This is a genomic window from Gordonia westfalica, assembly GCF_900105725.1.
Classification (GTDB): domain Bacteria; phylum Actinomycetota; class Actinomycetes; order Mycobacteriales; family Mycobacteriaceae; genus Gordonia; species Gordonia westfalica.
The window spans coordinates 1,039,424-1,052,986 of record NZ_FNLM01000034.1 but is presented as its reverse complement, the minus strand read 5'-3'; the positions used below and the strand labels follow the sequence as shown (position 1 = coordinate 1,052,986).

The following is a 13,563-nucleotide window of genomic DNA, read 5'->3' as shown; positions in this document are numbered from 1 at the left end:
AGCGAACACGAGGGCAGCACGGTGACTCAGATCCTCCTCGCAGGTGCGATCGCGATCGCGGTGTCGATCCTGCTGACCCCCGTGCTCATCAAGGTGTTCTCCCGTCAGGGATTCGGCCAGGAGATCCGGGTCGAGGGCCCCAAGAGCCATCAGACCAAGCGCGGCACGCCGTCGATGGGCGGCGTCGCGATCCTCGCCGCACTGTGGGCGGGCTACTTCGGTTCTCATCTGGTCGGCCTGTTCACCGACGGCGGCAACGGTCCCACCGCGTCGGGCCTGCTCGTGCTCGGCCTCGCGACCGCGCTGGGCATCGTCGGCTTCCTCGACGACATCATCAAGATCCGCAAGCACCGCAACCTGGGACTGAACAAGACCGCCAAGTCGATCGGGCAGTTCATCGCCGCGATCCTGTTCGGCATCCTCGTGCTGCAGTTCCGCAACGACTACGGCCTCACCCCGGCCAGCACCCACCTCAGCTATGTTCGCGACATCAACGCCATCGGCCTCGGCGCGGTGGTCTTCGTGATCTTCTGCTGGCTGGTGGTCGCCGCCTGGTCCAACGCGGTGAACTTCACCGACGGACTCGACGGCCTGGCCGCCGGGTCGATGGCGATGGTCCTCGGGTCCTACGTCCTCGTGACGTTCTTCCAGTTCGTCAACGCCTGTGCCGGCGGTGCCAAGCCGCCCAGCGACATCCCTACGGGGTGCTACCAGGTCCGCGACCCCCTCGACCTCGCGATCATCGCGGTGGCCGGCGGCGGCGCATGCCTCGGCTTCCTGTGGTGGAACGCCGCACCCGCCAAGATCTTCATGGGCGACACCGGATCGCTGGCGCTCGGCGGCATGCTCGCCGGCCTGTCCATCACGACCCGCACCGAACTCCTCGCGGTCGTCATCGGCGCGCTGTTCGTCGCCGAGATCATGTCGGTGGTCATCCAGATCGCCTTCTTCCGCACCACGGGCCGGCGCGTCTTCCGAATGGCGCCGTTCCACCACCACTTCGAACTGGGCGGGTGGGCCGAGACCACGGTGATCATCAGATTCTGGTTACTGACGGCCATAGCCTGTGCACTGGGCCTGTCGCTGTTCTACGGCGAGTTCCTCACCGCCAATGGCTGACCCGGCCGGTGCCGGCACCGATCCGCTGGGGTTGACCGGCCGGACCGTGGTGATCGGCGGGGCGGGTACGGCCGGCATGTCGGCGGCCCGGTACCTGATGACCCGCGACGTCCACGTCGTACTCGCCGACGACCGCTTCGCCTCGCGGGACGCCGACGCCGCCGGCCGGGAGTCGGCGGTCGCCGCCGTGGCCGGGGCCGCCGAGCTGATCTCGCAGGGCGCCGAGGCGGTCGCGATCGCCGATCTGCTCGCCGACCCGTCGTGGACCGCCGACACCGCCGTCGTCATCGTCTCGCCGGGGTTCGCCCCGACGCACGACCTCGTCGCCCGGGCGGCGGCGGGCGGCGTGCCGGTGTGGGGCGAGGTCGAGCTGGCCTGGCGCGTCGACGCCGCGGGCCTGCTCGGCGAGCCGCGCACCTGGCTGGTCGTCACCGGGACCAACGGCAAGACCACGACCACGTCGATGCTCGCCGACATCGTCGAACGCTCGGGCCGTTCCGGTGCGGCCTGCGGCAACATCGGCCTGCCGGTCCTCGACGCCATGCGCGCGACGCCCCGCGTCGACGTCCTGTGCGCCGAGTTGTCGTCGTTTCAGCTGCACTGGGCGCCGTCGGTCACCCCGGCGGCGGGCGTGGTCCTCAACGTCGCCGAGGACCATCTCGACTGGCACGGCACCTTCGACGCCTACGCGCTGGCCAAGGCCGGTGCGCTGCGCGGCGACATCGCGGTAGTCGGTCTCGACGACGCGGTCGCGTCGGGACTGCCGGGCGCGGGACGCCGCGTCGGATTCACCCTGAACGTCCCGCGGGACGGTCAGCTGGGCGTCGAGGATGGCCATCTGGTCGACCTCGCGTTCGGTGCGGGCCGCCTGCTACCAGCCGACGCCGTACACCCGGCCGGACCGTCCGGTCTCGCCGACGCCCTCGCCGCCGCCGCCCTCGCTCTGGCGATCGGGGTCGGGCGCGACGCCGTCGAGGCGGCGCTGACCGACTTCCGTCCGGCCGCACATCGCGGCGAGGTGGTGGCGACCCGCGACGGCATCCGCTTCGTCGACGATTCCAAGGCGACCAACCCCCACGCGGCCCAGGCCGCGGTCGCGGCGTACGACCGGGTGGTGCTGATCGCCGGTGGTCTGCTCAAGGGTGCGTCGATGGACGGGATGCTCACCGCGGTCGGTGATCGGCTCGCCGGCGTCGTCGCCATCGGCCGGGATCGTGACCTGGTCGTCGAAGCGATCGCGCGACACGCCCCAGAAGTCCCAACAGTCACAGTATTCACAGGGGACGATGGCACGGTGAACGTGCATCGCCAGGGTCAGACCGAACCCGTCCTCATGTCGACGCAGTCGTCGTCGGCAGAAGCCTCGGAGTCAGACACCGCCATCGCCGTGATGGATCGGGCGGTCGCCGAGGCCTGGGAGCTCGCCGCTGCGAGCGACCCGGCGCCCGACGCGGTGCTCCTCGCACCCGCCGCGGCCTCGCTGGACATGTTCGCCGGTTACGGCCGGCGCGGTGACGCGTTCGCGCGCGCCGCAGTGGACATCGCCGGCACCTCCGCCTCTCGGTGAGTCGCGTGAGCAGCGACAAGACCGCGGTCGACCACAACACCTTCGACGACGAGGGCACGTTCGACGATGATGTATTCGACGACGATGTGTCCGACGACATGACGGACGAGGACCGGGACGGCACGGACGAGAGCAGGTCCGGCGCCGTACGGCGGAAGGCGGCGGAACGCGCGGCCGCGCTGTCGAAGCCGGCCGCGGACGTCTCCGCGGCGGCCTCGACCGCCGCATCGGTGACCGCCTCGCTCCCGGCGTTGATCGTCGAAGCCGTCCGCAACCTGCTGGCGCGGCCGCTGGCGTCGTATCAGCTGGTCCTCACGATGGCCTTCCTGCTCACCACCTTCGGGCTGGTGATGGTGTTGTCGGCGTCGTCGGTGGAGGGGTATTCCGAGGACGGCTCGGCCTACGGACTGTTCACGACGCAGGTCATCTTCGCCGGACTCGGTCTCGTCGTCTTCTACCTGATGCTGCGCGTCCCCATCCGGCTGCTCCGGCGCTTCGCCGCGCCGTCGATGGCGATCACCATCCTGCTGCTCGGCCTGGTGCTCATCCCCGGCATCGGCGTGCTCAGCCAGGGTGCGCGGCGCTGGTTCATCATCGCGGGTGTGTCGGTGCAGCCCTCGGAGCTGGTGAAGGTGGCGCTCTGTCTCTGGGGCGCGCATCTGTTGGCGTCGCGGCGCCGTGACAACGCGTCGATCAAGGAACTCCTGATCCCGCTGGTCCCGGTCGCGATGCTGGTCTGCGTGCTGATCATCCTCGAGCCGAACCTCTCCACGACGATCACCATCGCAATCATCGTCGGCGCGATGCTCTGGTTCGCGGGCCTGCCGATCAAGGTCTTCTCCGCGTTCGCCGTGTCCGGCGTGGTCCTCGCGGTGATCCTCGCGCTCGCCGAGGGCTACCGGTCGCAGCGCGTGATGAGCTTCCTCGGCGGCATCGACGACCCGCAGGGTGCCGGTTATCAGGCGCGCCAGGCGACGTATGCACTGGCCAACGGTGGTGTGTTCGGTGTGGGCCTCGGCCAGTCCAGCGCCAAGTGGAACTATCTGCCCAACGCGCACAACGACTTCATCTTCGCCATCATCGGTGAGGAACTCGGCCTCCTCGGCGGCTTGTTGGTGGTCTTCCTGTTCGTGCTGCTGGGATACATCGGGTTCCGCATCGCGCACCGGTCCACCGACCCGTTCCTGCGTCTCATGACCGCGACCATCACCGTGCTGATCCTCGCCCAGGCGTTCATCAACATCGGCTACGTGATCGGGCTGCTGCCGGTCACCGGTATCCAGCTGCCGCTCATCTCGGCCGGCGGTACCTCGACGCTGACGGTGCTCGCGATGCTCGGCCTCCTGGCCAACGCCGCACGACACGAACCCGAGGCGGTCGCGGCGCTCACCACCGGGACGCCGGGACGGCTCGCGCGCGTGCTGCGCCTCCAGCCGCCGGTGGCCTATCGGCAGTCGCGGGCGGAGACCCTGCGTGATCGCCTCGACCAGCGACGGTCGTCGGGCGGCCGCGGTACCGGCCGCTCCGCCGCACCGGGACGGGCGGCGGCCACCGGGCGGACCGGAGCGTCGAACCGGCGTGGTCGACCGGCCGAGCCGGCCCCGAGCCGGGGTCGCTTCACGATGCCGTGGAAACGGACAAAGGCCCCCGAACCGGCGCCCGCACGGGGTGCGTCCGCACGGCGCACCGCAGCGGGCGGACGCACCCGACCTGCGCCGTCGACACGAGTGGGCGTCGACTACCGTGGCGGGTATCCCGGCGCCGGCACTGCACGTCGCTCGGCGTCACCGGGATGGCGGGCGGGCGCGCATCAGCCGCGTACGCCGCGGTCCGCCGACCCCGGGCGCGATCGGCCGACATACGGCCGCGCGGGACGCCGCTGACCCGGCGCCCGCGGCACACCGAGAGGTGCGGCGGGGGAACAGACGTGCACAGTGGCTGGAAATGGAGTGGCAACGCCGGTGAGTTCGGGTGCAGCACAATCTGATACGACCGGAGGCCCGGGTGGGCGGCCGTTGTCGGTGGTCGTCGCCGGCGGCGGGACCGCCGGACACATCGAACCCGCGCTCGCCGTGGCCGACGCGATCACCCGCATCGACCCGACGGCCCGCGTCACCGCACTCGGGACCAACCGCGGACTCGAGGTCAACCTGGTCCCCGAGCGGGGTTACGACCTCCGCCTGATCCCGCCGGTCCCGCTGCCGCGCAAACCCGGGATGGATCTGGCCAAGACCCCCGGCCGCCTTGTGTCCTCGGTCGCCGCGACCCGCAAGGTGCTCGCCGACGTGGATGCCGACGTCGTCATCGGCTTCGGCGGCTACGTGTCGGTGCCCGCCTACCTGGCCGCGCAGCTGCACATGCGCGGACGCAACCGCATCCCGATCGTCATCCATGAGGCGAACGCCTCGGCGGGCATCGCCAACAAGGTGGGCGCACGGTTCGCCGACCGTGTGCTGGCCGCCGTCGACGGTTCGGGCCTGGACGCGACGGTCGTCGGCATGCCTGTCCGCGGTGTGCTCACCGAACTCGACCGTCCGGCCCTGCGCGCCAAGGCGCGGCACTACTTCGGGCTCGACGAGGACGCGCCCACGCTGCTGGTCTTCGGCGGTTCCCAAGGCGCGCAACGACTCAACGAGTCCGTCTCGGGAGCGGCCGAGGCGCTCGGGAAAGCGGGTATCGGCGTTCTGCACGCCTACGGACCCAAGAACTCGATCGATCCGGTCGTCGTCGACGGCGCGCCGCCGTACCGCGGCGTCGGCTACCTCAAGCGGATGGATCTCGCCTATGCCGCAGCAGATCTGGTGATGTGCCGGTCCGGCGCGATGACCGTAGCCGAGGTGTCGGCGACCGGTCTGCCCGCCATCTACGTGCCGCTGCCGCACGGCAACGGCGAACAACGGCTCAACGCGCTGCCGGTGGTCGAGGCCGGCGGCGGACTCATCATCGAGGACGCGGCGGTGAACCCGGAGTGGGTGGCACGCGAGGTGCCGGCCCTGCTGCAGGACGCGGAACGGTTGCAGAAGATGTCGGCGGCCGCCGCCGGCACGGGTCATCGCGATGCCGCCGCGGCCGTCGCCGACGCCGCGCTCGAACTCGCACGCGGGTTCCGTGCGGGTCGGGGCCCGTCGCGGAAGGCGTTTCGTTCCCGACGATCGGCCGGCGAACAGTGACAATTGGACGGAACGTGGACGACGAGACGACCGGGACCGGTGCAGGAGGTGACGACATGAGCGAGGGCACGACAGTGGGAACCGGAGGACTGCCGCCGCAACTGGCCCGCGTGCACATGGTCGGCATCGGCGGCGCCGGAATGTCCGGACTCGCGCGAATCCTCCTGGCCCGCGGCGGCCAGGTGTCCGGATCGGACGCCAAGAACAGTCGCGGAATCCTCGAACTCCGCACGCGTGGGGCCCGCGTCCAGGTGGGCCACGACCCGTCGGCGCTGGACCAGATCCCGGGCGGTCCGTCGGTGGTGGTGACCACCCATGCCGCGATCCCCAAGACCAACCCCGAGCTGGTGGCCGCCCGTTCGCGGGGGATCCCGATCCTGTTGCGCCCGCGCGTGCTCGCGCAGCTCATGGAGGGGGACCGGACGCTCCTGCTCGCCGGGACCCATGGCAAGACCTCGACCACCTCGATGGCGGTCGTCGCACTCCAGCACGCCGGGAGCGACCCGTCGTTCGCGATCGGCGGCGAGCTCAACGAGTCCGGCACCAACGCCCATCACGGCGGCGACCCGGTCTTCGTGGCCGAGGCCGACGAGAGCGACGGGTCGCTGCTCGAGTACAGCCCCGACGTCGTCGCCGTCACCAACATCGACGCCGACCATCTCGACTTCTTCGGGTCCATCGAGGCCTACGTGGAGGTGTTCGACAAGTTCACCGACCGCATCCGGACCGGCGGCACCCTCGTGGTCTGCCTCGACGACCCCGGTTCGGCCGCGTTGGCCGGACGGGTCCGGGGCGCCCTCGCCAGGCGGGGGGTCACGGTCGTCGGCTACGGCCGGGGAACCCATGCCGAGCTCGCGCCGGGCGTGCCCAACGTGGCGACGCTGCTGTCGTGGGAACCGCGCGGCACCGGGGGAGCGGCACTGGTCCGCTTCACCGCGCCGGTGACCGGTCCCGCCGATGAGACCGGCATGATCGCCGAACGCGAACTCATCCTCCCGCTCCCGGGAGAACACATGGCGCTCAACGCCATGGCCGCGGTGATCGGTGCCGTCCGGGTGAACGGCGCGGCCGGCGCCGACGCGGTGGGCGCCTTCAACGGCATCCTCGCCGGGATCGGCGCCTTCGGTGGCGTCCATCGCCGCTTCGAGTTCCGCGGACGCCGCGGCGGCGTCGAGGTGGTCGACGACTACGCCCACCATCCGACCGAGGTGCGGTCGGTCCTGTCCGCGGCCCAGTCCATGATGGCCGCCCGGGCCGAGCCCGATTCGCCGCGCGGCCGGGTCATCGCGGTCTTCCAGCCCCATCTGTACTCGCGCACGGTCGAATTCGCGGACGAGTTCGCCGCCGCCCTCGACCTCGCCGACACCGTGGTCGTCGCCGACGTCTACGGCGCCCGCGAGGAGCCGATCCCGGGTGTGAGCGGTCGGACGATCGCCGACAAGCTGACCTCGCCGTCGGTCTTCGCGCCGGATGTGTCCCGACTGGCCGGCCAGGTCGCCGGACTCGCCCGTCCCGGCGACATCGTGCTGACCCTGGGTGCCGGTGACATCACCATGCAGGGACCCGAGATCCTCGCCGCGCTCGGCGGGCGGGACAACGGTGAGGACCCCGGCGACGGGGACCCCACGGGACGGGTGTCGTGATCCGCTGGCCGACCCGACGCCGGTCGCGCCTGATCCTCGGCACCCTCATGGTCGTCGCCGCCGGGGTGGGGATGGTCCTGATCGCTTATCTGACCCCGCTGATGTCGGTGCGCAGCACCGACATCCGGGACAACGGTTCGGTGCCGGCCGATGAGATCCTCCGCGTCGCCGCGGTCGCCCCGGGCACGCCGCTGCTCCAGGTCGACACCCGCGCCGTCGCGCAACGCGTGGCCTCGATCCCGTCCGTCGAGTCGGCCCGCGTGCAGCGGTCCTATCCGTCGTCGCTCACCATCACCGTCGTCGAGCGCGTGCCGGTCGTGATCGTCACCAATGGGGACGAGGTCCATGTCCTCGACCGTTCCGGGGTGTCCTTCCTCCACTACGTGCGCGCCCAGGGCGTGCCGCCCGAGGTGCTCAAACTCCCCGTGCTCGAGACCTCCGATCCGGGCCCGGCCGATCCGACCACCCGCGAGGCCATCACCGCGGTCGCCGGACTCCCGGAATCGCTGGCGCGACAGGTCATCCGGGTGACGGCGACTTCGCCGGTCGACATCGAGTTCACCCTCGCCGGAAACCGGCGGGTCGTGTGGGGCGACAGCGATCGGGGAGCGGAGAAGGCTCGAACCCTCACCTACCTGTTGAGCCGGGACGCCAAGATGTACAACGTGTCGAGCCCCGAGTTCCCGGCGTACAAGTGATCCCAGCGGTCCGGAGCGACGCCAGATTCGTTGACGATCGGCCGACTTCACCGAATTTCGGGTGTGACTTCCCGACACGCCGAGCGCTGTTGTGGATACCTGAGCCGCCGATGCCTAGCGTCATCTCCACAACGAACTACTTGACATAACTCTAAATCTATGGTTCAGGTTTAGGGTTTTGCCAGCACCTGAGCACTGGAACACCAGCACCGGAACGCGCTGAGAGATCAGCACCGGACCACCGAGCACGACCCATTACGAGGAAGGCGAGCGCATGACGCCACCGCACAACTACCTGGCCGTCATCAAGGTCGTCGGCATCGGCGGCGGCGGCGTGAATGCCGTCAACCGCATGATCGAGCAGGGACTCAAGGGAGTCGAGTTCATCGCGATCAACACCGACGCGCAGGCTCTGCTCATGAGTGACGCCGACGTCAAGCTCGACGTCGGTCGCGACTCCACCCGCGGTCTGGGTGCCGGCGCCGACCCAGAGGTCGGCCGGCGGGCCGCCGAGGACGCCCGTGACGAGATCGAGGAACTGCTCAAGGGTGCGGACATGGTGTTCGTGACCGCGGGCGAGGGCGGCGGCACCGGTACGGGTGGTGCTCCGGTGGTCGCTCAGATCGCGCGCAAGCTCGGCGCGCTGACCGTCGGCGTGGTCACCCGTCCGTTCTCGTTCGAGGGCAAGCGTCGTGGCGGTCAGGCCGAGGCCGGCATCACCGCGCTGCGCGAGTCCTGCGACACCCTGATCGTCATCCCGAACGATCGCCTGCTGCAGCTCGGCGACGCCCAGGTGAGCCTGATGGATGCCTTCCGCAGCGCGGACGAGGTGCTCCTCAACGGCGTCCAGGGCATCACCGACCTGATCACCACGCCCGGCCTGATCAACGTCGACTTCGCCGACGTCAAGGGTGTGATGAGCGATGCGGGCAGCGCCCTGATGGGCATCGGGTCGGCCCGCGGCGAGGAGCGTGCCAAGAAGGCGGCCGAGTCGGCGATCAACTCACCGCTCCTCGAGGCGTCGATGGAAGGTGCACGGGGAGTGCTGATCTCGATCGCCGGCGGCAGCGACCTCGGTCTGTTCGAGATCCACAACGCGGCCACCCAGGTCCAGGAGGCGGCCCACGAGGACGCCAACATCATCTTCGGCACCGTGATCGACGACAACCTCGGCGACGAGGTCCGCGTCACCGTCATCGCCGCCGGATTCGACGGCGGTACGCCGAAGAAGCGCTCCGACGTGCCCGCCGCGTCCGGACGTTCGGCTGTTGGCCAGGGGCAGGCCGGATCGGTGTCGACGCCGCCCAAGAGCGACCCGCTCTTCGGCGACATGCCCAAGGGATCGGGTGACCCGTTCGGTTCCGAGCGTGAGCCGGAGGCGCCGCGCCGCAACACCGTGCACGTCGACGACGACGACGTCGACGTGCCGTCCTTCATGAAGCGCTGACCCCGATGCGGGTACGCCGTGTGGTCACCACGCGTGCCGGAGGCGTCTCGGTGGCACCGTATGACTCGTTCAATCTCGGTGACCATGTCGGAGACGACCCGGCCGCGGTGGCCGCCAACAGAAGTCGTCTGGCCGACCAGATCGGGCTGCCCGCGTCGTCGGTCGTGTGGATGGAACAGATCCACAGCCGCAACGTGACGGTCGTCGACGGGCCGGTCACCGAGCCGGTCCCCGCGACCGACGCGCTCGTGACCACCACACCGGGGCTGGCCCTCGCGGTGCTGTCGGCCGACTGCGTGCCGGTCCTCCTCAGCGACGACGAGGCCGGCGTCATCGCCGGTGTCCACGCCGGACGCGTCGGGGCACGTATCGGGATCGTGCGCGAGACGCTCAAGGTGATGGTCGAGCTCGGCGCCCGGATCTCCTCGATCGGCGCCTTCCTCGGCCCGGCGGCCTCCGGCGAGCAGTACGAGGTCCCGGCGGCGATGCAGGCCGACGTCGAGAAGCGTCTCCCCGGCAGTGCCAGTCGCACGAAGAAGGGCACCGCCGGTCTCGACCTCCGCGCCGGCCTGCGACGCCAGCTCCTCGAGGCCGGGGTCGCCGGTGTCGCGGTGGACCCGCGCTGCACGATCTCGGACCTGAGCCTCTTCAGCCACCGACGTGGCGCACCGACCGGCCGCCTGGCGTCGGTGATCTGGATGGACGACGAGAGTGCACCGGACGGGGAGTAGGCCCCCGGTGCTCCACGCGGGGAATGTCGGGTGCTCCGCACGGGGAATGATGGGGGACATGAGCGACTCTCTCGATGACGCACGCACCGCCGAGCTGTCCGGGCGACTCGACGCGGTGCGCGGGCGGCTCGACGCGGCCGTCGCGGCTGCCGGCCGCCCGGCCGGTTCGTGTGAGCTCCTGGTCGTCACCAAGTACTTCCCGGCCGACGACGTCCGGCGGCTGTTGAGCCTGGGCGTACGGGAGTTCGGGGAGTCCCGTGAGCCCGAGGCCGGACGCAAGGTCGCCGAGGTGCTCGCCGACTGGAGTCCGGCCGATGTCGCCGACGTACCGGTGTTCGACATGATCGGCACGGTCCAGTCGAAGAAGGCCCGATCCATCGCCCGCTGGGCGCGTGCGGTGCACTCGGTGGACCGTCCGAAGGTGGTCGACGCCCTGGGTCGGGCCGCGCGCGCCGCGCTCGACGAAGGGGAGCGGGCCGAGCCTCTCGGCGTGCTGCTCCAGGTGAGCCTCGACGGAGACCCGCAGCGTGGTGGAGTCGTCGAGGCGGATCTCCCGGCACTCGCCGAACAGGTGTCGAACGACGATGCGCTGACCCTGTGCGGACTCATGGTCATCGCTCCGCTCAGTGGTGAACGGAAGCGCTGGATGGCCGAATCCGCCCGTATTCACAACGCTTTTCGGAATCAGTTCCCCGACGCTGTCGAACTGTCCGCGGGTATGTCCGGTGACATGGAGGAGGCGGTTGCGGCCGGGTCGACATGCGTGCGTGTCGGAACCGCGATCATGGGCGATCGGCCGCTACTCTCTCAGTAATCACATTGGTAACAACAGAACCAAGTGGCACAACAAGCGCAGACATCTCAACAAGCACAGTGACATCAGATGCACCATCCGGCACGGCTGCACACCGGCGTCGCACGACAGAGAGGCCGACAATGACCACGATGCAGAAGTTCAAGGCTTATTTCGGCATGGTGCCGCCCAGCGAGTACGAGGACGACTACCTCGAGGAGTCGGGCTCGGCGCTGCGCGCCCCGTCGCGTGAGCGTGCCTATCGTGACGACTACTACGGCGACGGTGCCTACGAGCCCGGCTACGAGCCCCCGCTCCGTGACGGCGGCTTCCGTGAGGCCGGCTACCGCGACGAGCTGGCCTACGACGACCGTCATTTCGACGGCGGATACGAACTCGCCGGCGAGTTCGCCCCCGAGTTCGCCTACGCCGGACCGCGGCCGGCGCCCGAGGCGCCGATGCGTTCCGCCGCGCGCCTCGAGCCGCTGCAGCGTTCGTCGAGTGCAGCCCTGCGTGCCGCCTCGTCGCGACCGGCCAGTGCCGAGCACCGGGAACTCGAGCGCGTCTTCGCCGACGGCCCGCTGCAGAAGATCACCACCCTGCGTCCGTCGGATTACGGCGAGGCCCGCACGATCGGTGAGCGCTTCCGCGACGGCAACCCGGTCATCATGGACCTGGTCGACATGACCAACGACGACGCCAAGCGTCTCGTCGACTTCGCCGCAGGCCTCGCGTTCGCGCTGCGCGGCTCCTTCGACAAGGTCGCCACCAAGGTCTTCCTGCTCTCGCCGGCCGACGTCGATGTGTCGCCCGAGGATCGTCGCAAGATCGCCGAGACCGGCTTCTACAACCACTCCTGATGCAGGTGGGCACCCTCGGTTCGCGCCGTCCGGTGCTCTTCAGGCAATCTTGACGCGTGGCTGCGATTCTGTTGGGCGTCTTGTACTACGTCCTGTTGGTGTTCTGGTTGTTCCTCCTCGGCCGGCTCGTCGTCGAGTTGGTGCGGACGTTTGCCCGTGAGTGGCGGCCCACCGGGGTGGCGGTCGTGATCATCGAGACGGTGTTCACCGCGACCGATCCGCCCATCAAGGCGCTGCGCCGGATCCTGCCGCCGATCCCGCTCGGCCCGATCCGTCTGGATCTGTCGCTGATGATCGTCATGCTCGTCGTCATCATCGCCATGAATGTCGTCAATGGTCTCCGCGCCGACGCGGTCGCCGATTCGCTCGCCACCGCGGTGGCTCTCGCCCGTTCCTAGACCGCCCGCGACTCGGGCACCGGGACCCTGTCACCCGGGTACCTTGAGGTACGGCGATGGACTACCGTTGGTGGTCGTCTCCAGATGTTCTGGCGAATCGGTGGAGTTTCGATCCGGCTGAGCATCAAAGAGTGCAACCTACGGTTCGCATGTGACAGGATTGGACGCCAGTTACGATTTTTGACTGGTATGAATAGTTAGTGTCAACCTGTATTGGTCGAACGACTCACGTCGAGAGATCCGGGTTGGACGGCACGCCAACTCAACACAAGCTTCACCACAGACACGAGGGGAACCGACATGCGGCTGACTCCAGCTGATGTGCACAACGTCGCGTTCAGCAAACCGCCTATCGGTAAGCGCGGCTACAACGAGGATGAGGTCGATCAGTTCCTCGATTTCGTCGAGGCCGAGCTCGCCCGGCTGATCGAAGAGAACACCGACCTGAAGCAGCGCGTCGAGGAGCTCGAGGGTGAGCTCGCCGACGCCCGGTCGGGAGCCGGCGCCGCCCCCGCGGAGGAGCGGACCCAGATGTTCGCCAAGCCGCCGGTGCAGGAGCAGCCCGCTCCGGTCCAGCAGCCCGCCGCGCCTGTGGTCGACGACGACGCCAATGTCCGCGCCGCCCGTGTCCTCGCGCTCGCGCAGGACACCGCAGACCGCCTGACCGGCAGCGCCCGGTCGGACGCCGACGCCATGCTGGCCGACGCGCAGACCCGCGCCGACACGCTGGTCTCGGAGGCCCAGAGCAAGTCCGACGCCATGCTCGCCGACGCGCGCCAGCGTTCGGAGGCCATCTTGGCCGACGCCCAGACGCGTTCCGAGGCCCAGCTGCGCCAGGCGCAGGAGCGAGCGGACGCGCTGCAGAGCGACGCCGAGCGCAAGCACAGCGAGATCATGGGCACGATCAACCAGCAGCGCGGTGTGCTCGAGGGCCGGATCGAACAGCTCAAGACCTTCGAGCGCGAGTACCGCACCCGCCTGAAGACCTACCTGGAGTCGCAGCTCGAGGAGCTGCAGCAGCGCGGGAGCGCGGCACCGGTCGAGGGTGGTCGTCCTGATCAGTCGTTCTCGAACGATCCGGGCAGCGGCGGTTTCAGCAGCTACTCGCCGAGCTGACCTCGCGCCGGACATGCACCC

General features: G+C 69.5%; 12 protein-coding genes. All 12 read left to right on the top strand.

The features are described from left to right. Positions 1-21: 21 nt before the first annotated feature. The 12 genes from mraY (at position 22) to wag31 (ending at position 13,542) form a co-directional block, all read left to right on the top strand. Complete coding sequence (mraY, locus tag BLU62_RS10135) at positions 22-1,119, top strand: phospho-N-acetylmuramoyl-pentapeptide-transferase (RefSeq protein ID WP_074849353.1); 1,098 nt, start codon at positions 22-24, stop codon at positions 1,117-1,119. Next, positions 1,112-2,686: a UDP-N-acetylmuramoyl-L-alanine--D-glutamate ligase gene (murD, locus tag BLU62_RS10130; protein WP_074849352.1), complete on the top strand. Its 1,575-nt coding sequence runs from the start codon at positions 1,112-1,114 to the stop codon at positions 2,684-2,686. The genes mraY and murD overlap by 8 nt, the downstream gene beginning before the upstream one ends. A gap of 5 nt (positions 2,687-2,691) precedes the next feature. Beyond that, complete coding sequence (gene ftsW / locus BLU62_RS10125; RefSeq protein ID WP_074849351.1) at positions 2,692-4,569, top strand: putative lipid II flippase FtsW; 1,878 nt, start codon at positions 2,692-2,694, stop codon at positions 4,567-4,569. Positions 4,570-4,647: 78 nt separating this feature from the next. Continuing rightward, positions 4,648-5,856, top strand: a complete 1,209-nt coding sequence (gene murG, locus BLU62_RS10120; RefSeq protein WP_074849350.1) for an undecaprenyldiphospho-muramoylpentapeptide beta-N-acetylglucosaminyltransferase — start codon at positions 4,648-4,650, stop codon at positions 5,854-5,856. A 56-nt stretch (positions 5,857-5,912) separates the two neighbouring features. Further along, a complete protein-coding gene (gene murC, locus BLU62_RS10115) occupies positions 5,913-7,499 on the top strand; it encodes a UDP-N-acetylmuramate--L-alanine ligase (protein ID WP_074852814.1) in 1,587 nt (528 codons plus the stop codon). Then, positions 7,496-8,197 (top strand): cell division protein FtsQ/DivIB, encoded by a 702-nt coding sequence (locus BLU62_RS10110; RefSeq protein ID WP_074849349.1) that lies wholly within the window; start codon positions 7,496-7,498, stop codon positions 8,195-8,197. The genes murC and BLU62_RS10110 overlap by 4 nt, the downstream gene beginning before the upstream one ends. Positions 8,198-8,471: 274 nt before the next feature. Further along, a complete protein-coding gene (gene ftsZ, locus BLU62_RS10105) occupies positions 8,472-9,644 on the top strand; it encodes a cell division protein FtsZ (RefSeq protein ID WP_074849348.1) in 1,173 nt (390 codons plus the stop codon). A 5-nt stretch (positions 9,645-9,649) separates the two neighbouring features. Beyond that, positions 9,650-10,375 (top strand): peptidoglycan editing factor PgeF, encoded by a 726-nt coding sequence (gene pgeF / locus BLU62_RS10100; RefSeq protein WP_074849347.1) that lies wholly within the window; start codon positions 9,650-9,652, stop codon positions 10,373-10,375. 49 nt (positions 10,376-10,424) lie between these two features. Next, entirely contained in the window at positions 10,425-11,189 is a 765-nt protein-coding gene (locus tag BLU62_RS10095) for a YggS family pyridoxal phosphate-dependent enzyme (RefSeq protein ID WP_074852813.1), read from the top strand. A gap of 122 nt (positions 11,190-11,311) precedes the next feature. Beyond that, positions 11,312-12,028 carry a cell division protein SepF gene (locus BLU62_RS10090; protein ID WP_074849346.1) on the top strand — a complete coding sequence of 239 codons (717 nt, stop codon included), beginning with the start codon at positions 11,312-11,314 and terminating at the stop codon, positions 12,026-12,028. Positions 12,029-12,084: 56 nt separating this feature from the next. After that, on the top strand, positions 12,085-12,426 hold the full coding sequence (locus tag BLU62_RS10085) for a YggT family protein (protein WP_074849345.1): 342 nt from the start codon (positions 12,085-12,087) through the stop codon (positions 12,424-12,426). A 300-nt stretch (positions 12,427-12,726) separates the two neighbouring features. Further along, positions 12,727-13,542 (top strand): DivIVA-like cell division protein Wag31, encoded by an 816-nt coding sequence (wag31, locus tag BLU62_RS10080; protein ID WP_074849344.1) that lies wholly within the window; start codon positions 12,727-12,729, stop codon positions 13,540-13,542. Positions 13,543-13,563 lie beyond the last annotated feature (21 nt).

What these genes read in the sequence shown, in the direction of transcription:
- BLU62_RS10095 (WP_074852813.1), top strand. Translation starts at nt 10,425, where the DNA reads ATGGGGGACATGAGCGACTCTCTCGATGACGCACGCACCGCCGAGCTG.
- ftsZ (WP_074849348.1), top strand. Translation starts at nt 8,472, where the DNA reads ATGACGCCACCGCACAACTACCTGGCCGTCATCAAGGTCGTCGGCATC.
- murC (WP_074852814.1), top strand. Translation starts at nt 5,913, where the DNA reads ATGAGCGAGGGCACGACAGTGGGAACCGGAGGACTGCCGCCGCAACTG.
- pgeF (WP_074849347.1), top strand. Translation starts at nt 9,650, where the DNA reads ATGCGGGTACGCCGTGTGGTCACCACGCGTGCCGGAGGCGTCTCGGTG.
- BLU62_RS10090 (WP_074849346.1), top strand. Translation starts at nt 11,312, where the DNA reads ATGACCACGATGCAGAAGTTCAAGGCTTATTTCGGCATGGTGCCGCCC.
- wag31 (WP_074849344.1), top strand. Translation starts at nt 12,727, where the DNA reads ATGCGGCTGACTCCAGCTGATGTGCACAACGTCGCGTTCAGCAAACCG.
- murD (WP_074849352.1), top strand. Translation starts at nt 1,112, where the DNA reads ATGGCTGACCCGGCCGGTGCCGGCACCGATCCGCTGGGGTTGACCGGC.